Origin of the sequence: uncultured Aggregatibacter sp., from assembly GCF_901873365.1 — a bacterium.
Taxonomy (GTDB): domain Bacteria; phylum Pseudomonadota; class Gammaproteobacteria; order Enterobacterales; family Pasteurellaceae; genus Aggregatibacter.
This window is the reverse complement of sequence record NZ_CABFLM010000082.1, coordinates 20,089-42,453: the sequence shown is the minus strand read 5'-3', so window position 1 is coordinate 42,453 and position 22,365 is coordinate 20,089. Positions and strand designations below refer to the sequence as shown.

The window sequence follows — 22,365 nt, the reverse complement described above, 5'->3', positions numbered from 1 at the left end:
TCAATCTTGATATAAGGCGTTATATACGCCGCTTTCAAATTGTACCAATGGCGCACGTTTGGTTTTGCTTTCAAGATCGCCGGTGGAGTAGCCATTGATAAATTGAACGAAGGCAATTTTTTCGCCACGCGCGTTGGTGAGATAACCTGCCAGATTATAAACACCTTTTAGTGCGCCGGTTTTAGCCATGACGTTTTTGACTAATGGCGGATTGATTAAAGAGCCACGTCCACTTAATGTGCCGTCCACACCGGCAACAGGGAAGCTGTCTAATAGATGCAACGTTTCTTCATTTTTCGCGATGTAATCCAACACCTGTAACATGGTTTGCGGTGCGATGAGGTTGTGACGGGATAAGCCTGAGCCGTCGGCGATAATGCTGTTGCCGAATTTAATCCCCACTTGTGCCAAGACGTGTTTCATGGCTAATGTGCCTAGCTGGAAAGACGCCGGGCGTTTGTATTGCTGATAGGCAATCGTGCGGAATAAGGCATCAGCAATTTGGTTGTCGGATTTTTTCATCATTTTTTTGATAAGATCGGGCAACGGCTTGGAGAAATGTTGTGCTAATACTTGCCCTTGTTGTTGGCGATAGGGTTGTTGTACTTGTCCGTTAAATTCAATGTTAAGGCGTTTGAGCTGACGTTCAATGATCGCTGCTGCAAAGGCATTAGGATCTTGCACGGCAAAACTTAACCCGAAGGGTTTCGCTTGGCGTGCTAAACAGCCTTTTACTTGATAGCGATTGTTGTCATGCACTAAGGCATCTAATTGGCAATAAGGCGCTTCGTCTTTATCTGCCACATAAACCTGTCCGAACACTTGTATCGGATATTGTGACGGCACGTTAAATTTCACCAGCTCACCGGGCGGTTGGTTGGCGTCAATATCTACATAAAAGCAGTTATTATCAATGTTTACGGCCGCCGGTGGGGCATTAAAACACATGGTTAAATCGTTCCAAATCCAACCTAAGCCGCGATCATGGCTGGTGAATACGGAGGTATCTAAAATGAGATTGCCGGTGATTTTACTGATATTTTGCTTTTTCAGTTCTGATAATAAATTAAAAAGTTGTCCACTGGTTAAATCGGGATCGCCGGTGAAACGGACGATTAAATCGCCGTTTAATTGTCCGTTTTGAATGTCTCCGTTGGTTAAAAGTGCGGTCTGAAATTGAAACGAATCGCCAAGGGCGAGTTTTGCCGCTAACGCGGTGAAGACTTTTTGTGTACTGGCCGGCAACATGAATGTTTGCCCGTGATAATCGGCGACAATTTTATCTTGGTGTAGGTTTTTAGCGATAAATGCGAGATTGGCGCCTTCAGGCAAGTTGCCGAGATGTGGCGTTAAATCGACATCAGCAAAGCTGTGTACGGAGGCGGTTAGGGTGAGACATAAAACGGTTTTTGAAAAGTATCGGCGTGGTGAAAACATAGACATAATTCGGACTTGTTGTTGCTATTTTTAATAAGACGAACAATAATAGTACTCGAATAGACGAGAGTAAAGTTTTCTCGCAACATGATTAATTTATACTGGGGGATCATGACGATCCCACAGTTTTTCTTTATCTAAATTAAGGAAAGTCTTATATGCAACAAATTCCCATGACGGTTCGAGGTGCAGAACTTTTACGCAAAGAGCTGGAATATTTAAAGAACGAACGCCGCCCGGAAATCATCAAAGCCATTGCAGAAGCGCGCGAACACGGCGACTTAAAAGAAAATGCGGAATATCATGCCGCCCGTGAGCAGCAAGGATTCTGCGAGGGGCGAATTCAGGAAATTGAAGGCAAGCTTGCGAACTGCCAAATTATTGATGTCACTAAAATCCCGAATAACGGCAAAGTGATTTTTGGTGCGACGGTGGTGTTAGTTAATACCGATACGGAAGATGAAGTGACTTACCGTATCGTGGGCGACGATGAAGCGGATATTAAAAACGGCTTGATTTCGGTGAATTCACCGATTGCACGGGGATTGGTCGGCAAAGAAGTGGATGATGTGGTGAATATCACAACACCGGGTGGTGTGGTTGAATTTGAAATTATTGACGTAGAGTATGTGTAAATTCGCCTAAACAGAGGCTTAAAATCCCTTTTGGAAGGCGCTCATGTTCATTAACAGCGCCTTTCTTTATTTGTAAAGTTCAACAACCAGCCGATTCTGTGCTAGAATGCCCCGATTTTTTTATTTCCCTGTCCATTTTCCTTCGAAGGTTAAAGAATGAAACCCTCTATTATCAGTAAATTAGATAGCTTAAAAGAACGTTATGAAGAGCTTGAAGCGTTGCTAGGCGATGCTTCTGTCATTAGTGATCAAGATAAATTCAGAGCCTATTCCAAAGAATATTCGCAACTTGAAGACGTGGTGAAAAGTTTTAGCCGTTGGAATCAACTCAATGCCAATTTAGAAGAAGCGCAGCTCCTGCTTGACGATCCGGAAATGAAAGAAATGGCACAAATGGAGATTGAAGAATCCAAAGCCGAACTGGAACAAGTTGAGCAGCATTTACAAATTCTCTTATTACCGAAAGATCCGAACGACGAATATAACTGCTACCTTGAAATCCGCGCCGGTACAGGTGGTGATGAAGCTGGGATTTTCGCCGGCGATCTTTTCCGTATGTATAGCCGTTATGCGGAAACCAAACGCTGGCGCATTGAAGTGCTGAGTGAAAACGAAAGCGAGCAAGGCGGATTTAAAGAAATTATTGCCCTTGTGAGCGGCGATGGTGCCTATGGTCAATTAAAATTTGAATCAGGCGGTCACCGTGTACAACGTGTACCGAAAACTGAGTCTCAAGGGCGTATTCATACCTCTGCGTGTACTGTTGCGGTGATGCCGGAATTGCCGGAATCAGAAATGCCGGAAATTAACCCGTCAGATTTGCGTATTGATACCTATCGAGCCTCCGGTGCGGGTGGTCAGCACATTAATAAAACCGATTCTGCCGTGCGTATTACGCATATTCCAACCGGCATGGTGGTGGAGTGTCAGGATGAGCGTTCACAACATAAAAATAAAGCCAAAGCCTTGTCCGTGCTGGCTTCCCGTTTAGTACAACAAGAACAGGAAAAATTGGCGCAAGAGCAAGCGGATACCCGTCGTAACCTTTTGGGTTCCGGTGACCGTTCTGATAAGATTCGTACCTACAACTACCCACAAGGGCGTGTGACTGATCACCGCATTAACTTGACGATTTATCGCTTAGATGAAGTGATGAATGGTAAAATTGACGATTTGATTCAGCCGATTATCACCGAATATCAGGCGGATCAGTTGGCGGCATTGTCCGAACAGAATTAACGAGAGAACGAGCTTAACGGCTCGTTCATTTTTATTGAACAAACATGAACTACCAACAATGGCTGCAACAAGCCGCGCAAGCGTTAAATCAGGCGAATCCTACGGAAAATGGCAGAACTGATGCACAAGTGTTATTGCAATTTGTAACAAAAAAATCGCGTGCATTTATTTTGGCTTTTGGAGAGACAACGTTGGACGAAAAAACACAAGAAAAACTGACCGCACTTTTATCTCGTCGTTTGCAAGGTGAGCCCATCGCTTATCTTCTCGGTGAAAAAGAGTTTTGGTCGTTGCCATTAAATGTCTCAGCAGGCACGCTGATTCCGCGTCCGGATACCGAAATTCTGGTGGAAAAAGCGCTAGCGATTGCCATTGAAAAGCTACAAAAGTGCGGTCAAGATTCCCAATGTTTTCGTATTTTAGATCTAGGTACCGGCACGGGGGCGATTGCCTTGGCGTTAGCCTCTGAACTGAAACCCATTGCGCAAAAAAAACACATTCAACCGGAAATTATCGGAGTGGATGTCATGCCGAATGTGGTGGCTTTGGCGACATCTAATGCGGAAAAAAATCAGTTAGACGTCAGTTTTTTACAAAGCCATTGGTTTGACAAGGTGACTGGCACATTTGATTTGATTGTGAGTAATCCGCCTTATATTGATGCAAAGGATGAACATTTAACCCAAGGAGATGTACGCTTTGAGCCCTTGTCGGCGTTAGTGGCGGAAGAAGAAGGCTATGCGGACTTACGTCATATTATCTCCAATGCGCCGAAATTTATGCGGACAGGCGGTTATCTGTTGGTGGAACATGGTTGGCAACAAGGGGAAAAAGTGCGGTCGATTTTCCAAGAGAATTTTTGGACATCGATTGAAACTTTACGGGATTACGGAAATAATGAGCGCGTAACATTAGGTTGTTGGGCGCAAACTGAAAATAAATAAGGAAAACGTATGCAAAATAAACTCATTCAATTAGGCGATATTCAAATTGCCAACGATAAACCCTTTGTCTTATTTGGCGGCATGAATGTGCTCGAAAGCCGCGATATGGCAATGCAAGTGTGTGAAAAATATGTGGAAGTGACGCAAAAATTGGGTGTGCCTTATGTATTCAAAGCCTCTTTTGATAAGGCAAACCGTTCTTCCATTCATTCTTATCGCGGCCCGGGCATGGAGCAGGGATTGAAGATTTTTGCTGAGTTAAAGCAAACATTCGGCGTAAAAATCATTACGGATGTACATGAAATTTATCAATGCCAACCGGTTGCCGAGGTGGCGGATATTATTCAGTTACCGGCATTTCTTGCTCGCCAAACAGATTTAGTCGAAGCGATGGCGCGTACCGGTGCGATCATTAATGTAAAAAAACCGCAATTTTTAAGTCCGGGACAAATGGGTAATATTGTGGAAAAAATCGCTGAATGCGGCAACGATAAAGTGATTTTGTGTGATCGTGGCACGAATTTCGGCTATGACAATTTAATTGTTGATATGTTGGGTTTCAGCGTGATGAAAAACGTCTCTCAAGGTTGTCCGGTGATTTTTGATGTGACCCATTCATTGCAATGTCGTGACCCGTTTGGCGCTGCCTCCGGTGGCCGTCGTGCGCAAGTCACCGAACTTGCCCGTGCCGGTTTAGCGGTTGGTTTGGCTGGCCTATTCCTCGAGGCGCACCCGGAACCGAGCAAAGCAAAATGTGATGGCCCGTCAGCATTACCGTTAGATAAATTGGAAGCCTTTGTTTCACAAATGAAAGCCGTGGATGATTTGGTGAAATCTTTCCCAGAATTAGATACAGCTAACTAGTCTCTTCAATATATCGTGCATAAAATTCTTTTTATGCACGATATAGGCGATAAAACATGAATTTTATGAAATTAAATTGCACTTTTTCTGGATTTCTTCTTTATTTTACGCTAGGATCACCGAGAATTTTTATGTATAAATAACTTTTAAAATAACGACGATTACCTATGTTTAAGAAATTTTTTATTCTTCTTCCGCTATTTGTATTAACGGCCTGTTCTACGACATCTGAAAATTCAACAGCCTCGGCACAAGATGAAGAACAATTAAATCAACTCATTAGCACCACGCTAAAAACCAACAAACCACGTCAATATTCGGAGATTACCGATAAACGACTTGCGAAAATCTACCAAGAATGGGCAGGTACACGTTATCGTTTAGGCGGGTTGACTAAAGGCGGGATCGACTGCTCCGGTTTTATGCAAACAACCTTTCTTAAAGCCTACGGTTTAGCATTACCACGTTCCACTGCGGAACAACGCCATGTTGGCAAGCAAATTCAGAAGCATGAATTAAAAGTAGGCGATTTAGTCTTCTTCCGTAAAAATAATCATGTAGGTGTGTATATTGGTAATAATCGATTTATGCATTCTAGCACAAGCCGTGGTGTGATCATTGAGTCCCTAGATGATAGCTACTGGGCAAAAACATACACGCAATCTCGTCGCGTTCTTTAATTTAGAGATAACGTAAACAGCCGCTTTGATAATAAGCGGCTGTTTTTATATATAGCAACAAAGTGCGGTAGGAAATATATTCATTTTTCACCGCACTTTTGCTAATAGGATCTGTGTCTTTGGACGGAATGGGATAATGTCCACGGTTAGACCATAAACACCCACCATGACGTTTGAAGCAACACTTAAATCAAGTCAGTGCGTAGCGTGCATCTTGATGCACGACTAAACCACACAGGGAACGTTATTTAACCCTTTCGGGTATTCACGATTTCGTGCAACAAGTTGCACGCTACAATAGGCTCTGCGTATTCTGACGGAATGAGATAATTTCCACTGTGCGACCATAAATATCCACCATGACGTTTGAAGCAACGCTTAAATCAGGTCAGTGTGTAGCGTGCATCTTGATGCACGACCACACCACACAGGGAACATTATTTAACTCTTTCGGGCATTCACGATTTCGTGCAACAAGTTGCACGCTATAATAGGCTCTGCGTATTCTGGCGGAATGGGATAATTTCCACTGTGCGACCATAAATATCCACCATGACGTTTGAAGCAACGCTTAAATCAGGTCAGGCAAATAAGATGACAATGTCGGATAGCGGAATTGAAAGCCTTGCGCAAGTAAATGTTGAGGCTGAATATGCTGGCTGTCCAGTAATAGCGAGGCGCGTTCCCCAAGAAGACATTTCAACATCAATGCCGGTGCGGCAAAGGGCTGTTGAGGACGTTTCATCGCACGTCCTAGCATAGCGTGAAAGTCTTTTTGACGAATGGCGTGTGGCGCAACGAGATTAAATACGCCTTGGCAAGTATCGTGTTCGAGTAAAAATAACATCGCGTTTACCATATCCTCAAGGGCGATCCATGCCCAATATTGCTGCCCGGAACCTAGTTTCGCACCGAGACAACAAGAATAGAGCGGTATCATTTTAGCCAACGCCCCGCCTTGTTTGCCAAGGACCATGCCGGTTCGCATAATACAAACGCGCGTGCGAGCCTGTAATGCCGCTGCTTCCCAAGCTTGGCATAATTCACCGATAAAGTTTATTGCCGGTGCGCTTCTCTCATGTAAAACCTGCTCTTGACCATCGCCATAATAACCGGTCGCGGAACCTGAGATAAAACAAGGTGGTGTCGTACTGCGATTAATTAAGTCCGCCAGTTGTTGCGTTAAAGCAACGCGACTGTCTTTTAGGCGGTGTTTTTGTTCATCCGTCCAACGACGGTGAAAAATCGGTTCACCGGCCAGATTAATGACGGCATCAAACTGATCTAAATGTTGAAAATAATCCAGTGTATTAATGTATTCGATGTTGGGAGAAGCGGGGAGTTTGGCTTGCGCAGTTGAAATATCGCGCACGAATGCGGTGAGGTGATGATTTCGCGCCAAAAGTTGCGGCACGAGGGCCGAGCCAATAAAGCCGGTTGCGCCGGTAATAAGAATTCTCATAAGCGTCTAAATGGATTCATTTGAATGATCAAATAATGCCTGTATTTTGGCAAATAATCGCTGAATGTCGGTATCGCGGGTTGGGGTGACAAAAATGGTATCGTCCCCGGCAATATTGCCTAAAATACCTTCGGCTTTACTGATCGAATCCAGTAAACGAGCAATGAGTTGTGCCGCGCCGGGGCTGGTATGAATCACTATCAGCATATTGTTATGATCAATATCTAACACCAAATCTTTCAGTGAACTGGCGGCTTGTGGTACGGTGAGATCAGTGGGAAGGCAATACACCATTTCCATGCGAGTATTACGCGTGCGTACCGCCCCGACTTTGGTGAGCATTCGGGAGACTTTCGATTGATTAATCGAATGAAATCCGAGTTTTTGCAATTCAGCCACAATTTCGCTCTGCGAGCCGAATTTTTCTTGACGCAATAAGTCTTTAAACGCCTGTAGAAGCGAGTTAGGTTTGTTAAGCATACGAATTCCAGCAAGATAAATATAAACGGATTTTGCATAAAAATTATCTTTTTAGCAAATCATTCTTTATTTTGCGTGGCAAGTCTTAATGCTGCAACGTCTCAAAAATCTTTTCTGCCAACGCTTTTGAAATGCCGGGGACGGAGGCGATTTCATCGAGGGTAGCATTTTTAACGCCTTGTAAGCCGCCAAGGTATTTGAGGAGCGCTTGGCGGCGTTTGGCGCCTACGCCTTCGATGCTTTCTAAGCCACTTTGGGTGAAATGTTGTTGGCGTTTCTTACGGTGTCCGCTGATGGCGTGGTTGTGGCTTTCATCGCGGATATGTTGGATTAAATGGAGCGCGAGGCTGTCCGATGGCAAATGCAATTCTTTATCCCATTTGCTTAAAATTAGGGTTTCCAAGCCGGCACGACGATCGACGCCTTTGGCAACGCCAATTAAGTGCGGTCGGTTTTTATTCCATTTTACCTTGAGATTTTCAAACACTTGTAGCGCACGGTTGAGTTGCCCTTTGCCGCCGTCAATAAAAATAATGTCGGGGATTTTGTCTTCTTCCAAATCTTTGTCGTAGCGTTTTAACAGTGCTTGCTCCATAGCCGCGTAGTCATCGCCTTTGGTGATGCCGCTGATGTTGAAACGACGATAATCGGATTTTAGCGGCCCGTCTTGATTGAACACCACGCAGGAAGCGATAGTTTGTTCGCCCATCGTGTGGCTGATATCAAAACATTCCATGCGTTTGATAACATCAATGCCGAGTAATTCTTGCAGGGCGGCATAGCGATCATGTTGCAAGGTAGATTGTTTTAACTTGGTCACTAACGCGGCTTTGGCATTCATTTGCGCAAGTTGCAGGTATTTGCTTTTATCACCTTTGGCATGATCTTGAATGATAACTTTTCGCCCCGCTTGGTCGCTTAACAAGGTTTCCAAATCCGCTTTTTCTTCCAGTTTTTGATCCACGATAATGGTATTCGGAATAGTTCTGCCTTGGTGTGCCTGTAGATAAAATTGCCCAACAAAGGTTTCAGTGAGTTCTGCCAGATTGGTATTGCTTGGTACTTTCGGAAAGTAACTACGATTCCCTAAAATCTTACCCTGACGAATAAACAACACCTGAACACAAGCCACGCCAAGTTGGTAGGCGATGGCGATAATATCAATATCATCATGGCGATCGTTGGCGACAAATTGTTTTTCAATTACCGCGCGCACCGCCTGAATTTGATCGCGAATCCGCGCTGCTTCTTCAAAATTCAGTTGCTGACTTGCCTGTTCCATTTGTTTGACCAAATGATCCAACACTTGTTGATCTTTCCCCTGTAAGAACAAGCGGGCAAAATTCACTTGCTGTGCATAGGCTTCGTCTGTTACATAACCTTTTACGCAGGGGGCAAGACAACGCCCGATTTGATATTGCAAACAAGGGCGAGAGCGGTTGTTATATACGGAGTTTTCACATTGTCGAATAGGGAACAGCTTTTGCAACAAAGACAAGGTCTCACGCACCGCGCCGGCATTGGGATAAGGGCCGAAATATTCTCCCTGGATTTTTTTCGAGCCGCGATAAGACGTAATACGAGGATGCGTTTCTTTGGTTAATAAAATATACGGATAGGATTTATCGTCGCGCAACAACACGTTATAACGCGGCTGATAGGTTTTGATGTAATTGTGCTCAAGCAGGAGTGCTTCTGTTTCCGAGGTGGTAATCGTGGTTTCAATATGATGAATTGATGCCACTAACGCCTCTGTTTTCTTGCTGTTTAACTGCTTGCGAAAATAACTGGATAAGCGTTTTTTCAGATCTTTCGCCTTACCCACATAAATCACCGTGTTGCTATCGTCATACATACGATAAACGCCCGGTAAGTGCGGTACGTTAGCGAGGAATTTTTTAGCGTCGAAAGTCATCATGAATGATTAAGTTGGATTTTATATTGAAATGATTTTAAACATTATCGTCTTTGCTTTTTTAAAGCAAATTCCCCTCTTTTCTAAAGAGGGGTTAGGGGAGATTTGTTATTCCTGATAGCAATACAAAATTATAAATTGCTTAATTGCATTGAGAAACACATTATTTTCTCCGTTAATTCCGTCTGTCAAATCTCCCCCAGCCCCTCTTTTCTAAAGAGGGGAGTATTTTCTTTAATGTGATTTCTTTATCAAAATCGACCGCACTTTTTCCAGATCTTCGGCGGTATCCACGCCCACCGCAGGTACTTCTTTGGCGAGTTCTACATGAATTTTTTCGCCGTTCCAAAGCACGCGTAGCTGTTCCAGTTTTTCGATGTGTTCTAATGCGGTCGGTTGCCATTGCACATATTGTTTAATGAAACCGGCGCGATAAGCATAAATGCCGATGTGGCGCAGGTATTGTGTGTTCAGTTGCAATTTGGCCACGCCATCCATTTGCGCGAATTGATCACGATCCCAAGGAATCACTGCACGGGAGAAATAAAGCACATAGCCGTCTTTATCCGTTAGCACTTTCACCACGTTGGGATTAAATAATTCCTCAGGCTCGTCGATATTGACCGCAAGGCTTGCCATGTTAACAGGGTATTTGGCGAGATTTTCTGCCACTTGTTTGACGATCACCGGCGGAATAAGCGGTTCATCGCCTTGAATATTCACGATGATTTCGTTGTCGGGAATCGCCAGTTTTTCCACCACTTCAGCCAAGCGTTCTGTACCGGAATTGTGGCTTTCTGCCGTCATGCACACTTCCGCACCAAAATTTTTAGCCGCGGTTGCCACCTGCTCATTGTCGGTCGCGATAATGATTCGGCTGGCGCCGGATTGCTTAGCTTGTTCAAAAACATGTTGAATCATCGGTTTGCCGGCAATGTCTGCTAACGGTTTGCCCGGCAGACGGCTGGAGGCGTAACGGGCGGGAATGATTACGGTGAATTGGGTCATGTTATTGTTCCTCTGATTGGCTTAATGTTTCTGCCTGTTCTGCTAATAATATCGGAATACCGTTTTTGATCGGGTAGGCAAGCTTTTCAATGCGACAAATTAAACGTTGATGTTGCTCATCGTATTCCAAATGTCCATGGCAAGTTGGGCAAGCCACGATATCCAATAATTGTTTGTTCATGGTGTTTTACGTTGATTTTTGACCGCACTTTTGCACGATTTTTTGAATCAATAGCTGTGTTTTATCCCCTTGGATTTCCGTGATTACCAGCACATACCACCAATTTTCTTGCGCAAAGGCGAGACACTTCACCGCATCTTTTTCGGTCATGAAGAGCGGTTGATTTTTATCGAATTTATCAAACAAAGAGGCGGTAAAAGCCTGATGATCTTGGAAGGCTTGAGTTTCGCTTAAGGTGATTCCCTGTTGTTCTAACATCGCAAAAAAGCGTGGCGGATTGCCGATACCGGCAATAGCGGTGGCGTGGTTAAATTCATTTAACGGACGTTGCGCTTTGGTCACTAAATTGACGGCGTATTGTGGTTTTAACAGCATCACCGCATCGCTGTATTGATTTTCTGCGCCGTTGGTAATAATGAAATCGACGGATTGTAAACGGCTCGGCAATTCGCGTAGCGGGCCTGCCGGCAACAAGAAACCATTACCTAGACCACGCTGAGCATCCATGATTACGATTTCAACATCACGCTGTAATTTGTAATGTTGTAAGCCGTCATCGCTAATGATGACATCACAAGACGCATGTTGTAATAGACATTCGATGGCTTGTTGGCGATTTGGTGAAATGCAAACCGGGGCGTGGGTCCGTGTGGCAATTAAAACCGGCTCATCACCGGCTTGTACCGGATCACTGCTCGGCGTAACCAACAAAGGATAGGTTTTCGTTTGGCTACCATAACCACGGGAAATCACCCCAACATTCAGACCGCACTTGCGGAGTTCCTCAACTAACCAAATCACCGCAGGTGTTTTTCCGTTTCCGCCCACAGATAAATTGCCGACAACCACGACGGGAACCGGTGCGCGATAGGATTTTAAGACATGAAAGCGAAAGAGCGCTCGACGAAGAGTACTAATCAGCCAAAATAACAAAGAGAAAGGGCAGAGTAGCCATGTGATCCACGAACGGGAATACCAAAACTGCATACTTTCTCCTTAGGTTAATTATTGACTGAACTGCATGCCGTGTAATTGTTTATACGCACCGCCTTGTGCCAATAGGGCTTGGTGGTTGCCGCGTTCTTTAATTTGTCCGTTTTCAATGACAAGAATTTCGTCCGCTTTTTCAATGGTGGATAAACGATGCGCGATCACCAAAACGGTACGATCTTTTTGAATTTCTTCCAATGCGGCTTGAATCGCACGCTCGGATTCCGTATCTAAAGCGGAGGTCGCTTCATCTAAAATTAACACCGGTGAATTCCGTAATAAGGCACGAGCAATGGCTAAACGTTGGCGTTGACCGCCGGATAAGCTGGCGCCATTTTCGCCGATAACGGTATCTAAACCATTTTCTAAATGGTCGATAAATTCCATGGCATGAGCCGCTTTTGCTGCGTTGATGATTTCTTCACGGCTATATTTATCTTTCGCTGCATAAGCGATGTTATTGGCGATGGTATCGTTGAATAAGTGCACTTGTTGGGAGACAACGGCGCAATTTTCGCGTAAATCTGATAGGCGATAATCTTGAATATTCACGCCGTCTAATAGAATTTCACCTTGAGTCACATCATAGAAGCGGGTCACTAAATTCGCGATGGTAGATTTACCGGAACCGGAACGCCCCACCAATGCCACCGTTTTGCCATGAGGAATGTGGAAAGAAATATTATCCAAGGCAAGTTCTTCTTTGCCCTCATAGCGAAAGGTGACATTTTTAAATTCAAGGTCGCCTTTCACATTGTCCGCTTTATGCGTACCCGTGTCTTTTTCCGTTTCCATATCCAAAATACCGAACAAGGTTTGACAGGCTGCCATACCGCGTTGGAATTGGGCGTTGACGTTCGTTAAGGATTTTAACGGGCGCATTAAGGCAAGCATGGAAGAGAAAACAACGGTAAATGTGCCCGCACTTAAGTTTTGATCCATGATGGAAGGGAAACTCGCGAGGTATAACACGGCGGCAAGGGCAAAGGAGGCAATGATTTGCACCACAGGATCGGCAATGGCATCGGCCGCCGCCATTTTCATGCCTTTACGGCGCATATCGTTGCTCACTTGATTGAAACGTTCTTCCTCGATAACTTGCCCGCCGAAAGACAGTACCACTTTATGCCCTTTTAACATTTGCTCTGTGGTGGAGGTTAAATCACCCATGGAGTTTTGCATATTACGGCTAAGATTACGGAATTTCTTCGACACTAAACTGATTAACACGCCGATAATCGGGCCGATAATCAGCAATACAACCGACAGTTGCCAGCTGGTATAAAGCATGATGCCTAACAGGGAAATCAAATATACGCCTTCGCGCACAATGGTCACCAAGGAACCTGAAGAGGCGTTGGCTATCACTTCAGAATCATAAGTGATGCGGGAAAGGAGTTTTCCGGTCGCGTTTTTATCAAAAAAACCGACCGGCATAAACATTAAGTGTTTAAATAAACGGCGACGCATGGTCATCACCACTTTGCCGGATACCCACGCTAAACAATAGTTAGAAATAAAACCGGAAATACCGCGAAAAATGATCAGCAATACCACAAAAACCGACATTTGCTTTAAGAAATAGGCATCTGCCTTGCCAAAGCCTTCGTCTAACAAGGGTTTAAGTAAGAAAATTAAACCGGAATCGGTTAACGCATTGAGCACCAATGCAATGCCGGCGGCAATAAGACCGGTTTTATAAGGGCTAATGGTCGGCCATAATCGCTTGAAGGTTTGCAGGGTGGAAAGATCTTGATCTTGCGTCATAATATCTGTCGTTGGGTCAAAAATAATGGCGCATTGTACCTTTATTTACCCTTCAAGCCAATTAATCTGCGATACCATGGCGAAAATTCCGCCCGTGCCGTTTGAATTTTGATGTCGTTTTCTTCAAATAATAAGCGGATTTGTCCGGCTTCTGCCGTGTTATAAAGTTGAGCATGGTGTCGCGTTAATCGGTCAACAACCGTTTGATGGGGAAAATGCCAAGGATTCCAACGGCTACTGGAAATTAGCGCAATATCCGGCTGTGTGTGGCGCACTAATGCTTCTCCTGTTGAGGTTTTGCTGCCGTGGTGTCCTACTTGTAGTACGTGGATTTTATCTAGCTTGGGTAAAATGTTGTATTCCACGCTGAGATCGGCATCGCCTGTCAGTAAAATATTGTGTTTGCCGTCGGTTAAGAGCAGCGTACAGGAATCGGGATTTTCCGCACGGGGCAGGATGTTATCGGGGGAGAGTACAGTAAAGCGCAAGCCCTGCCATGCCCATTGTTTGCCGGCAAGGCAAAAAGTGCGGTCGTTTTCTGCCGTGTTTTTTTCGCCATAGCGTTTTTGCGAAGCGGTGGTCAGTTGAATGTCGGGATAAGCGCTCAACATCGCACGAGCACCGCCCGAATGATCGTTGTCATCATGGCTTAAAATCAGCCATTCCAACTGAATGCCTTGTCGCTGTAAATAAGGCAGAATTTCTAACTGCGCCATACTGCCGCTTTCCCAACTTGAGCCGGTGTCGTATAGCACGCCTTTGCCATCTTTCACGATCAAGGTGGCTAATCCTTGCCCCACATCTAAGGTATCCAATTGCCAATTTGGGCGGGAAAGGTAGTGGTGCGCTAATGTGGTGCTGCAAAACACAATCAATCCGCAACCTAAGCCATAAATTGTCTTTTGTAACGGTAAACTCAAAGTGCGTTCAGCAGCGAGGTGAAATCCCTTTAAACGAGTGAGTTTTGCTAATTCCAATGTAGAAGAAAGGGGTTTCTGGGGTTTATAAACGTAATGAAGAAAGCCTAAAAACAGGCCGGTTAAAACAAGCGTAATCCATAAACTGTGGGGAAGAGAAATAGCCAGCCAATGATCCTGCAACGGGGCTAAAAGTGCGGTGATTTTTTCTGCCAGATCATTGGCAAGCCACCATGTATTCCAGCTTCCTTGGGTGAGCACAGCAAACAGCACCAACGGCACTAAAATGAAGCTATAAAGTGGCACGGCAATAAGATTGGCAATAAAACTGTTTAAGGAAATGCCGTTAAAAAAGAACAATTGAATCGGCGTGAATAACCAAAGCAAACCGAGTTGCAAATGAAATAAACCGAAAACGTACCGCACTTTTCGCCAAGGGGAACTCGTGAGTGGTTTGCCGCGCCAGTGTAATAAGGAGAGTGGGAAACATTGATACCAAATAATCAAACAGGTGACCGCGCCCACGGATAGCCAAAAACTGGTGGAAAGCAACATGAGCGGATCGATAAAAATCAGTAGTGCGACCACTCGTAATAACAGTTGCCACACCGTCCAATGCAGTCTTAAATGCTGAATAGCGTAGAGCAAAGCAAGGGCAATGATGGCGCGTAGCGTGGGGATTGCCAGACCTGCAAGTTGACTATAAAGCAGGGCTAACATGAAGCCGCAGAAAATAGGAAAGGTTGGGGTGATGTAATGGGTTGGAAACGTAAATTGGAGTAAGTGTGCCAAGGCAAAGCCTAACATCATCGCCAAGCCGATATGTAATCCTGAAATCGCGATCAAGTGCGCTGTGTTAGTTTTTTGATAAATTTGCCATGTGGCGTTTTTAAGCCATGCCCGTTCGCCAAAACCAAGCGCTAATAATAACCCTTGTTGAGATAACAGTTCTGTTTGCTTGAGCGCATGATGAAGTGCGTTTTGCCTCCATGAAAAAACGTGATCTATTTTGACCGCACTTTTCACTTCTGCCCACGCAGTGATGCGTTTACTAAAGTACCATTGTTGGCGATCAAAGCCGTGCATATTTAAACGAGAAGAAAGGGGGCGCAGACGTAAATCTCCTGCATAGCGCTCACCAATTTTTACTTTGTGTGGCGCTTTACATTGCGCATAAATTCGCTGTTCCGGCAAATGCTCAGCGAGTTTGGCGACAATGACCAGTGTTTGAAAATCTTGTTGATGTAATATTTCTTGCACGGTGAATTCGGTGTGAAGGGGGTTCGGCAGATAGGCGATATTATCCGCTTGTTGAAGAAGTGACAGGGCAGGGTAATGTACATAAACCAGTTGCACTAAACACAATAAACAATAGGTAAGGAAGGTGGATAAACGCGTTAATTTAAGGCAATAACACAGTAACATTATAAGTAATATCGGAAATGCGATATAGGCACCCATTTCCCATGATAAAAGCCAATTATCCGGTAAAACGAGCAGTGTTAATCCGCTGAAAATCAGGCAACCGGCGAATTTATCTAATGAAATAGTCACGTTTTTAACTGCACTTTATTATTTAACTCAAGGCGTAATATGAAAGGAAACCGAGGGGAGAGATAAACCGGCGAATCAATAATGCGTGCAAGATCGCAAATTTAGAAAAATTAAGGTAAAAACGATGAAATGAAACGTAAATTCATTTGATCATTTGAGGAAGTTCTGTTATTTATTACGCCTTTCAAAAACTAGGGTCTGTTTTAATTTTGGTGTTACTTTGATAATCCGTAAAAGCAACACAGATAAGTGGCGTTTTAGACGTGTTAAATGGATGCGTTTTTTATTAGGAGATACAAATGAGTAAAGCGTCTTTGAGCTTATTAGCGTTAGCCGGTGTTGAGCCGTACAAAGAGAAAAAAGGCGAAGAGTATATGAATGAGCAGCAAGTGCTGCATTTCAGAAAAATCCTTCAAGCTTGGCATGATCAAATTAGAGATGAAGCGTCTCGAACTGTTGCGCATATGCAAGATGAGGCGTCTAATTTTCCGGATCCCTCTGATAGAGCAACGCAAGAAGAGGAATTTAGCTTGGAATTGCGTACTCGCGATCGTGAGCGTAAATTAATGAAAAAAATCGAAAGTACCTTAAAAAAATTAGATAACGACGATTTTGGTTATTGCGAATCTTGTGGCGTAGAAATCGGGATTAAACGCTTAGAGGCGCGCCCAACGGCAGATTTGTGTATCGACTGTAAAACATTAGCGGAAATTCGCGAAAAACAAATGGTCGGTTAATTCGACTCAAAACAGATAAAAGTGCGGTCAAAAAACACCTTATTTTTCGACCGCACTTTCACGTTATTTTTCTGATAAACGGAGATGTCTTATTTTTACCTATATTAAAAATCTTTTGAGTAAGAAAAGCCAAAAACATTCGGCTACTCAACATGATGTTAAAACCTCACCTAAAAGACCCTCTATCACAGTGACTGAACCTGTAAAAAACAAGGTTCAGGGTTCATCCCACAATAAAAGAAACACTCCTAAAAAAGATTGCAAACATAGCATTAAGGCATCCGTGCATGGCATTACGCCGCGTATGTTTAATCGTAATGCATTGGCGGTGGTGGAAAAATTGCAACGCCAAGGGTATGAAGCCTATGTGGTCGGTGGCTGTTTGCGTGACTTATTGCTCGGTAAAAAACCGAAAGATTTTGATGTGGCGACCAATGCCCGTCCGGAACAGATTCAGGCGATTTTTCAGCGTCAATGCCGTTTAGTGGGGCGACGTTTTCGCTTAGCGCACGTGATGTTTGGACGTGAGATTATTGAGGTGGCGACATTTCGCGCCGGCCATGCAGAACATCATAATGAGAAGCTTGCCAAGCAAAGCGAAGAAGGCATGCTGTTGCGTGATAACGTGTATGGCACCTTGGAGCAAGATGCGGAACGCCGTGATTTTAGTGTAAACGCGCTGTATTACAATCCACAAGACAACACGTTGAAAGATTATTTCAACGGTATTGACGATTTAAAAAATGGAAAGTTGCGTTTAATTGGTGATCCGGTTACCCGTTATCAGGAAGATCCGGTGCGGATGTTGCGTTCTATTCGCTTTATGGCGAAATTGGATATGTTCTTGGATAAACCCAGTGATGCGCCGATTAAATCCCTTGCCCATTTGCTCAAAAATATTCCACCGGCACGTTTATTTGAAGAAAGCTTGAAGCTATTGCAAAGTGGCTACGGTGTCAAAACTTATCGGCTATTACGTCAATACGGTTTGTTTGAGCCACTTTTCCCATTATTAACGCCCTATTTTACTGAGTATGAAGATAGCATGACGGAAAAAATGATTTTGCGTGCGCTAACTTCAACGGATGAGCGCGTGGCGGACAAACTCCCCATCAATCCGGCATTTTTATTTGCCGCCTTTTTTTGGTATCCCTTACGCGAACGGGTTGAGGTGTTAAAAAATGAAGGGGGGCTGAATAATTACGATGCTTATGCGTTAGCCTCAAATGATGTACTTGAGCAATTGTGTAAAAGTTTAGCCGTACCGCGTCGCCATACGGCCGTTATTCGTGAAATTTGGTTATTGCAATTACAGTTTTTAAAACGTACGCCAAAATCTGTACAACGTGCCATTGAGCAAGCAAAATTTCGTGCCGGCTTTGATTTATTGGTTATACGCGCAGAAATTGAGGGTGGTGAAGCGGTGGAATTGGCGGCATGGTGGCATGAATACCAATTTAGCAACGAAAGCCAACGACAAGATTTGGTAAAAGCGTTACCGAGTCAGCCTAAAAAACGGAAATATCATCGTCGTAAGCGACATCATTCTGCGAAAAAGGTGAGTCATGAATAAGGTGTATATTGCCTTAGGGAGTAATCTTGAACATCCTCAGGCGCAACTGACAGCCGCATTGCAGGCGTTAAATGAGCTTTCTGATTCAAGATTAACGGCGGTGAGTTCTTTTTATCAAAGTAAGCCACTTGGGCCACAAGATCAGCCGGATTATGTGAATGCAGTTGCCTGTTTGGAAACCTCACTTGCGCCGCTGGCATTGTTAGATGAATTGCAACGCATTGAGCATGAGCAAGGTCGTGTTCGTCTGCGCCGTTGGGGAGAGCGTACATTAGATTTGGATATTTTGCTTTACGCTGATCACATTATTCAGTCAGAACGCCTGACCGTGCCGCATTATGATATGCATCAGCGCGAGTTTGTGATCATTCCATTGGTTGAGATCGCCCCGCATCTTGTGTTGCCAAATGGACAATCAATCCAAATGCTTGCGCAGAAATTTGCGGATCATCATATGGTGATTGTGAAACACAAAAATGAAATTCACCTCGAAAATTGACCGCACTTAAATACGTAAATCAAAGGCAAATAAAAAGGTGCGCTATGCACCTTTTTGTCATATAAGAACAGTGGCGTATAAGCGTCGCCTTGAATGTTAATTTAAGTAATTAAAAACTTTGACAACTTTGGTTACACCCGAAACATTACGCGCAATTTCCGCGGCAGCATTGCCCTGATCTTGGGTCACATTGCCCATGAGGAAGGCTTCATTATTTTCTGTTACCACTTTGATGTCACTGGTTTTCACTTTGGAATCAACAAGCATTTTAGATTTAATTTGGCTGGTAATCCAAGCATCTTTGCTCATTTGAGTAAAACTGACTTTTTCTCCTACACGAACTTCATTATAAACATCGTTGACGTTTTGTACGCCTTTGGCTAATCCTGTGGCAACGTCGCGCAAACTTTCATTTGGTATTTGACCGGTTAATAAGATACGACCACTATACGCAGTGACACTAATACGCGCTTCCGATTTAATTTGAGGATCTTTTTTGATGGCGGAATAGACGCGTTGTTCTAACGTTTCATCGTCAATTTGCGTTCCCATGGTGCGAGGATCGGTGGCAACTTTTGTCGCACCGGCAACCGCAGCACCACCAATCGCAGCGGCAACACAACCTTGTAGTAAGCAGGCTGTCGTTAACACAAGAACCAGTTTTTTTAATGGACTTGTTAGCATCATTGTCTCCTTTGTCTGTGTGGTAATTATGCGCTAGTGTGGCTTGAATGGACGGTTTTTGTCAAGCTATGAATGAGAAAAGAGTTTAAAATCAATAAGTTCACAAATACTGTTAATAATAAATAAGTGATTTTCCAACAATCGGCTTTCTTTTGCGCTTGGCACCGCGATGTGTAAATCGTTTTCGGTCAAAATGCCTTGAATATGATCGTGGCTGCTGCCGGTTAAAACAAGAGTTGTAATGTCTTTATTGACCGCATGCGTAATAATATTGAGCACGTTCTTTTCATTACCTAAAGGTGCGAATGCCACTAGCATATCGCCTTTTTTCGCAGTGGCGTTAAATTGGTGTTGATATAATTTTTCTAAGGCAAGATCAGAAATAAAGGTAGAACTGACCGCACTATCTAAGCTCAATAAAACAGAAGGAAAGCTCGGGCGTTTTAATTCGTAACGATTTAATAAATTCGCCACTAAGCATTGGGCATTAATATAAGAACGCCCCTCTCCGCACACAATCACTTTATTGCCTTGCAAGAGACAGCTGATCATGCGTTGTGCCGCCTCGACAATTTGTGTACTTAACAGACTTTTGGCGTAAATATGAGTTTTAATATTTTCCTCATATAAATCATTGAGTTTATTTAGCATAGTGATTAATCAAGAAAGTTGGGGATCCATTGGATATCTTGGTCGGATTTGCCGAAGGCGACTAAGTCAAAACGGCAGTCTGTATCTTCTAAACTTTGTTTCCGCTGTGCCAACCAAAGTGCAGCAGCGTCCATCCAACGCTGTTGTTTTTTCCAATCCACACTGTCTATGGCAGAGCCGAAGTGATCGTTTTTACGTTGGCGGACTTCGACAAACACGATAGTGTCTTGATCTAACATGACGAGATCTAATTCACCGCATTTGAAATTCTGATTAGCCGCGAGAAAAGTTAAGCCTTGAGATTCTAAAAAGAGGCGAGCTTTGTGTTCAAATCTCGCCCCTTGTTGACGTTTTAGAGAAAACACTTTTAACTTAGTTTAATACTTGAATGCCACCATTTTGATATTGGAACCAAGTCATATCACGTTCGATATTGCAGTTCGGACCTGCGCTTAATTTACCGGTTAAGCCGTCAATTTGATAACCCGGCACTTGGCGTAGTTCATTGAAATGACTAATTAACAACCAAGCGTCAGCTCCCATGGCGTATAAACGCATTAACGAGTAGTCGCCGTTAGTATTGGTGGCAATTTTTTGATATTGCGCAGAATCCGTGTCTTTGAAGAACGGAATATCACTAAATTGTAGCCCGTTCATTAACAAGCGGTATTCTGGTCCGTTATTGGAGGAGTTGCTGCGTGAGCTGGCATACAATTTGATATTGCTGCCGCTATTATCAATCACCGATTTTACATCAGCCAACTCTTCACTTTTTGCAACAACATAAAGGCCTTGTACGTTTTGGCCTTGTAACGCGACACCGACATCACCGGTTTGGTTGTAATATTTAATATTCGCATCAGTACCGGAAAGTTGTTGCCAACGAATGTTAAATGCTGTCGCAGTACGTTGTCCTAAATCGTTTTGTGGCACCGCAACCATTGGCACTTGAATGCCATCTTTCCACATTTTATTGGCGGCCGATTCGGCTTCATCTTCAGGAGATAAGCCATAATAGCAAACTTGACCAATAGCACGGGCATTTGGTGTAGAGTTCAATGCAAGAACGTCCATGCCTTGAATAGCAGACGGATTATTTAATACGCTATCTACGTTTTGTTTTAGCAAAGGTCCGATAATCGCACGAACACCGGCTTGTTTAGCTTGCGCAATAATATCGTTGATAGGGGTCGCAACGGTATCATAAACCTGCACTTGAACAGCGGTATTGTCGCCTTTGGCGGCATCAAAACCGGATTTAATGGTGTTACCGAGAATTTGACCATTACCACTTAGCGGTAAAAGCAAGGCGACTTGAGAAAGTGATGTTTGTTGGAAATTGAATAAGCCTTGTAATTCCGTTGGGAATAAATAAGACGCAGAGTGATTCGGATAAGCCGATTTCCAATTTTGCAAAGCTTGGCTTAATTGGGTTGGCTGACTTAAATTATCATTATAAGCACGGGCGAGCGCCAACCAGCCGGCTAAGGCTAAATTGCCTTCATCCGGCGTATTATTTAATAAACCGCGATTCGCTTGACGTAATAACGCCCAAGTGCGGTCATTATTTTCTTGTTTTCGAGGTACATCGGTGAGCACTTGATCCATTTGAATACGTGCTTTCACCGCATCAATAATGGCGTTTTTGTTTTCCGCTATGCGCGCTTTCACCGCATAATAACGGCCAACCTGGGAACTGCTTAATTGCGTTAAATCCACACGGCGTAATAAATCTTCAGCGTGTTGATTGTTGCCTTGTACGGCAGCGATATGCGCTTCAATAAGTGATTTATCCAATAATTGATCTGGATTGAGTGTGCTTAATTCGTTTAATAGCGCTTGGGCTTGAGGCACTTTGTTTTCCGTCACGAGTACACGCGCGGCTAATAATTTGTAGGTTTGTTGATCTTCGATTTTTTGTGTTTGCCCAATTTTATTCATATAAAATTCAGAACTTGCATTCGCATCTTTTTTGAGTTCACTGGTGAAGCTGTTCCCCATAAAATTGGCATTACAGCCGGCTAAAATTAGCGTGAACAAAAAAGGCATTAATCGATTTTTTAAATTAATGCGTTGTAATAGAATAGACATAATTACTCCATTGGTTAAACAGTTGGAGCGATCTTACTTATCTCCCTAACTAAAAGC

General features: G+C 43.7%; 21 protein-coding genes. 8 read left to right on the top strand and 13 right to left on the bottom strand.

The annotated features are described in order from the left end of the window. On the bottom strand, window positions 1–1,443 hold the full coding sequence (gene dacB, locus QZ106_RS07380) for a serine-type D-Ala-D-Ala carboxypeptidase (RefSeq protein ID WP_295976048.1): 1,443 nt from the start codon (window positions 1,441–1,443) through the stop codon (window positions 1–3). A 152-nt stretch (window positions 1,444–1,595) separates the two neighbouring features. Between dacB and greA the strand changes: the two genes are divergently transcribed. The 5 genes from greA to QZ106_RS07355 all read left to right on the top strand — a co-directional run bounded on the left by greA (window position 1,596) and on the right by QZ106_RS07355 (window position 5,799). Next, complete coding sequence (gene greA, locus QZ106_RS07375; protein WP_295976047.1) at window positions 1,596–2,072, top strand: transcription elongation factor GreA; 477 nt, start codon at window positions 1,596–1,598, stop codon at window positions 2,070–2,072. Window positions 2,073–2,228: 156 nt separating this feature from the next. Further along, window positions 2,229–3,311, top strand: coding sequence for a peptide chain release factor 1 (gene prfA / locus QZ106_RS07370; protein ID WP_295976045.1), 1,083 nt, complete (start codon window positions 2,229–2,231; stop codon window positions 3,309–3,311). A gap of 44 nt (window positions 3,312–3,355) precedes the next feature. Continuing rightward, entirely contained in the window at window positions 3,356–4,255 is a 900-nt protein-coding gene (prmC, locus tag QZ106_RS07365; RefSeq protein WP_295976043.1) for a peptide chain release factor N(5)-glutamine methyltransferase, read from the top strand. Window positions 4,256–4,264: 9 nt separating this feature from the next. After that, entirely contained in the window at window positions 4,265–5,119 is an 855-nt protein-coding gene (kdsA, locus tag QZ106_RS07360; RefSeq protein ID WP_295976041.1) for a 3-deoxy-8-phosphooctulonate synthase, read from the top strand. A 167-nt stretch (window positions 5,120–5,286) separates the two neighbouring features. Further along, the gene (locus QZ106_RS07355) at window positions 5,287–5,799 is read left to right on the top strand and encodes an NlpC/P60 family protein (protein ID WP_295976038.1); all 513 of its coding nucleotides are present in this window, start codon (window positions 5,287–5,289) and stop codon (window positions 5,797–5,799) included. Window positions 5,800–6,370: 571 nt separating this feature from the next. Here the strand turns inward: QZ106_RS07355 and QZ106_RS07350 are convergent. From QZ106_RS07350 to QZ106_RS07315, 8 genes are all read right to left on the bottom strand, one after another. After that, window positions 6,371–7,261 (bottom strand): TIGR01777 family oxidoreductase, encoded by an 891-nt coding sequence (locus QZ106_RS07350; protein ID WP_295976036.1) that lies wholly within the window; start codon window positions 7,259–7,261, stop codon window positions 6,371–6,373. 6 nt (window positions 7,262–7,267) lie between these two features. Then, window positions 7,268–7,741, bottom strand: a complete 474-nt coding sequence (gene argR / locus QZ106_RS07345) for a transcriptional regulator ArgR (protein ID WP_295976035.1) — start codon at window positions 7,739–7,741, stop codon at window positions 7,268–7,270. Between the two features lie 85 nt (window positions 7,742–7,826). Then, complete coding sequence (gene uvrC / locus QZ106_RS07340) at window positions 7,827–9,656, bottom strand: excinuclease ABC subunit UvrC (protein WP_295976157.1); 1,830 nt, start codon at window positions 9,654–9,656, stop codon at window positions 7,827–7,829. 234 nt (window positions 9,657–9,890) lie between these two features. After that, on the bottom strand, window positions 9,891–10,664 hold the full coding sequence (gene kdsB / locus QZ106_RS07335) for a 3-deoxy-manno-octulosonate cytidylyltransferase (protein WP_295976033.1): 774 nt from the start codon (window positions 10,662–10,664) through the stop codon (window positions 9,891–9,893). A gap of 1 nt (window position 10,665) precedes the next feature. After that, window positions 10,666–10,845, bottom strand: coding sequence for a Trm112 family protein (locus QZ106_RS07330; protein ID WP_006717924.1), 180 nt, complete (start codon window positions 10,843–10,845; stop codon window positions 10,666–10,668). A 6-nt stretch (window positions 10,846–10,851) separates the two neighbouring features. Beyond that, the gene (lpxK, locus tag QZ106_RS07325; protein ID WP_295976030.1) at window positions 10,852–11,832 is read right to left on the bottom strand and encodes a tetraacyldisaccharide 4'-kinase; all 981 of its coding nucleotides are present in this window, start codon (window positions 11,830–11,832) and stop codon (window positions 10,852–10,854) included. 18 nt (window positions 11,833–11,850) lie between these two features. Then, window positions 11,851–13,602, bottom strand: a complete 1,752-nt coding sequence (gene msbA / locus QZ106_RS07320) for a lipid A ABC transporter ATP-binding protein/permease MsbA (protein WP_295976028.1) — start codon at window positions 13,600–13,602, stop codon at window positions 11,851–11,853. A gap of 41 nt (window positions 13,603–13,643) precedes the next feature. Continuing rightward, window positions 13,644–16,073, bottom strand: a complete 2,430-nt coding sequence (locus QZ106_RS07315) for a DNA internalization-related competence protein ComEC/Rec2 (protein ID WP_295976025.1) — start codon at window positions 16,071–16,073, stop codon at window positions 13,644–13,646. A 299-nt stretch (window positions 16,074–16,372) separates the two neighbouring features. Between QZ106_RS07315 and dksA the strand changes: the two genes are divergently transcribed. The 3 genes from dksA (at window position 16,373) to folK (ending at window position 18,882) form a co-directional block, all read left to right on the top strand. After that, window positions 16,373–16,810 (top strand): RNA polymerase-binding protein DksA, encoded by a 438-nt coding sequence (gene dksA / locus QZ106_RS07310; protein ID WP_021615370.1) that lies wholly within the window; start codon window positions 16,373–16,375, stop codon window positions 16,808–16,810. 115 nt (window positions 16,811–16,925) lie between these two features. Beyond that, entirely contained in the window at window positions 16,926–18,383 is a 1,458-nt protein-coding gene (gene pcnB / locus QZ106_RS07305) for a polynucleotide adenylyltransferase PcnB (protein ID WP_295976023.1), read from the top strand. Beyond that, window positions 18,376–18,882, top strand: coding sequence for a 2-amino-4-hydroxy-6-hydroxymethyldihydropteridine diphosphokinase (folK, locus tag QZ106_RS07300; RefSeq protein ID WP_295976021.1), 507 nt, complete (start codon window positions 18,376–18,378; stop codon window positions 18,880–18,882). Before pcnB ends, folK begins: the two co-directional genes overlap by 8 nt. 96 nt (window positions 18,883–18,978) lie before the next feature. Here folK and dolP read toward each other — a convergent pair whose 3' ends face one another. From dolP to QZ106_RS07280, 4 genes are all read right to left on the bottom strand, one after another. Continuing rightward, window positions 18,979–19,566, bottom strand: a complete 588-nt coding sequence (gene dolP, locus QZ106_RS07295) for a division/outer membrane stress-associated lipid-binding lipoprotein (RefSeq protein ID WP_295976019.1) — start codon at window positions 19,564–19,566, stop codon at window positions 18,979–18,981. A gap of 66 nt (window positions 19,567–19,632) precedes the next feature. Next, on the bottom strand, window positions 19,633–20,217 hold the full coding sequence (locus QZ106_RS07290) for an SIS domain-containing protein (protein ID WP_295976018.1): 585 nt from the start codon (window positions 20,215–20,217) through the stop codon (window positions 19,633–19,635). Window positions 20,218–20,222: 5 nt separating this feature from the next. After that, window positions 20,223–20,582 carry a YraN family protein gene (locus QZ106_RS07285; protein WP_295976016.1) on the bottom strand — a complete coding sequence of 120 codons (360 nt, stop codon included), beginning with the start codon at window positions 20,580–20,582 and terminating at the stop codon, window positions 20,223–20,225. A 7-nt stretch (window positions 20,583–20,589) separates the two neighbouring features. After that, the gene (locus QZ106_RS07280; protein WP_295976015.1) at window positions 20,590–22,308 is read right to left on the bottom strand and encodes a penicillin-binding protein activator; all 1,719 of its coding nucleotides are present in this window, start codon (window positions 22,306–22,308) and stop codon (window positions 20,590–20,592) included. Window positions 22,309–22,365 lie beyond the last annotated feature (57 nt).

Coding starts and splice junctions, on each gene's coding strand:
- dacB (WP_295976048.1), bottom strand. CDS start 1,443: ATGTCTATGTTTTCACCACGCCGATACTTTTCAAAAACCGTTTTATGT.
- greA (WP_295976047.1), top strand. CDS start 1,596: ATGCAACAAATTCCCATGACGGTTCGAGGTGCAGAACTTTTACGCAAA.
- prfA (WP_295976045.1), top strand. CDS start 2,229: ATGAAACCCTCTATTATCAGTAAATTAGATAGCTTAAAAGAACGTTAT.
- prmC (WP_295976043.1), top strand. CDS start 3,356: ATGAACTACCAACAATGGCTGCAACAAGCCGCGCAAGCGTTAAATCAG.
- kdsA (WP_295976041.1), top strand. CDS start 4,265: ATGCAAAATAAACTCATTCAATTAGGCGATATTCAAATTGCCAACGAT.
- QZ106_RS07355 (WP_295976038.1), top strand. CDS start 5,287: ATGTTTAAGAAATTTTTTATTCTTCTTCCGCTATTTGTATTAACGGCC.
- QZ106_RS07350 (WP_295976036.1), bottom strand. CDS start 7,261: ATGAGAATTCTTATTACCGGCGCAACCGGCTTTATTGGCTCGGCCCTC.
- argR (WP_295976035.1), bottom strand. CDS start 7,741: ATGCTTAACAAACCTAACTCGCTTCTACAGGCGTTTAAAGACTTATTG.
- uvrC (WP_295976157.1), bottom strand. CDS start 9,656: ATGACTTTCGACGCTAAAAAATTCCTCGCTAACGTACCGCACTTACCG.
- kdsB (WP_295976033.1), bottom strand. CDS start 10,664: ATGACCCAATTCACCGTAATCATTCCCGCCCGTTACGCCTCCAGCCGT.
- QZ106_RS07330 (WP_006717924.1), bottom strand. CDS start 10,845: ATGAACAAACAATTATTGGATATCGTGGCTTGCCCAACTTGCCATGGA.
- lpxK (WP_295976030.1), bottom strand. CDS start 11,832: ATGCAGTTTTGGTATTCCCGTTCGTGGATCACATGGCTACTCTGCCCT.
- msbA (WP_295976028.1), bottom strand. CDS start 13,602: ATGACGCAAGATCAAGATCTTTCCACCCTGCAAACCTTCAAGCGATTA.
- dksA (WP_021615370.1), top strand. CDS start 16,373: ATGAGTAAAGCGTCTTTGAGCTTATTAGCGTTAGCCGGTGTTGAGCCG.
- folK (WP_295976021.1), top strand. CDS start 18,376: ATGAATAAGGTGTATATTGCCTTAGGGAGTAATCTTGAACATCCTCAG.
- dolP (WP_295976019.1), bottom strand. CDS start 19,566: ATGCTAACAAGTCCATTAAAAAAACTGGTTCTTGTGTTAACGACAGCC.
- QZ106_RS07290 (WP_295976018.1), bottom strand. CDS start 20,217: ATGCTAAATAAACTCAATGATTTATATGAGGAAAATATTAAAACTCAT.
- QZ106_RS07280 (WP_295976015.1), bottom strand. CDS start 22,308: ATGTCTATTCTATTACAACGCATTAATTTAAAAAATCGATTAATGCCT.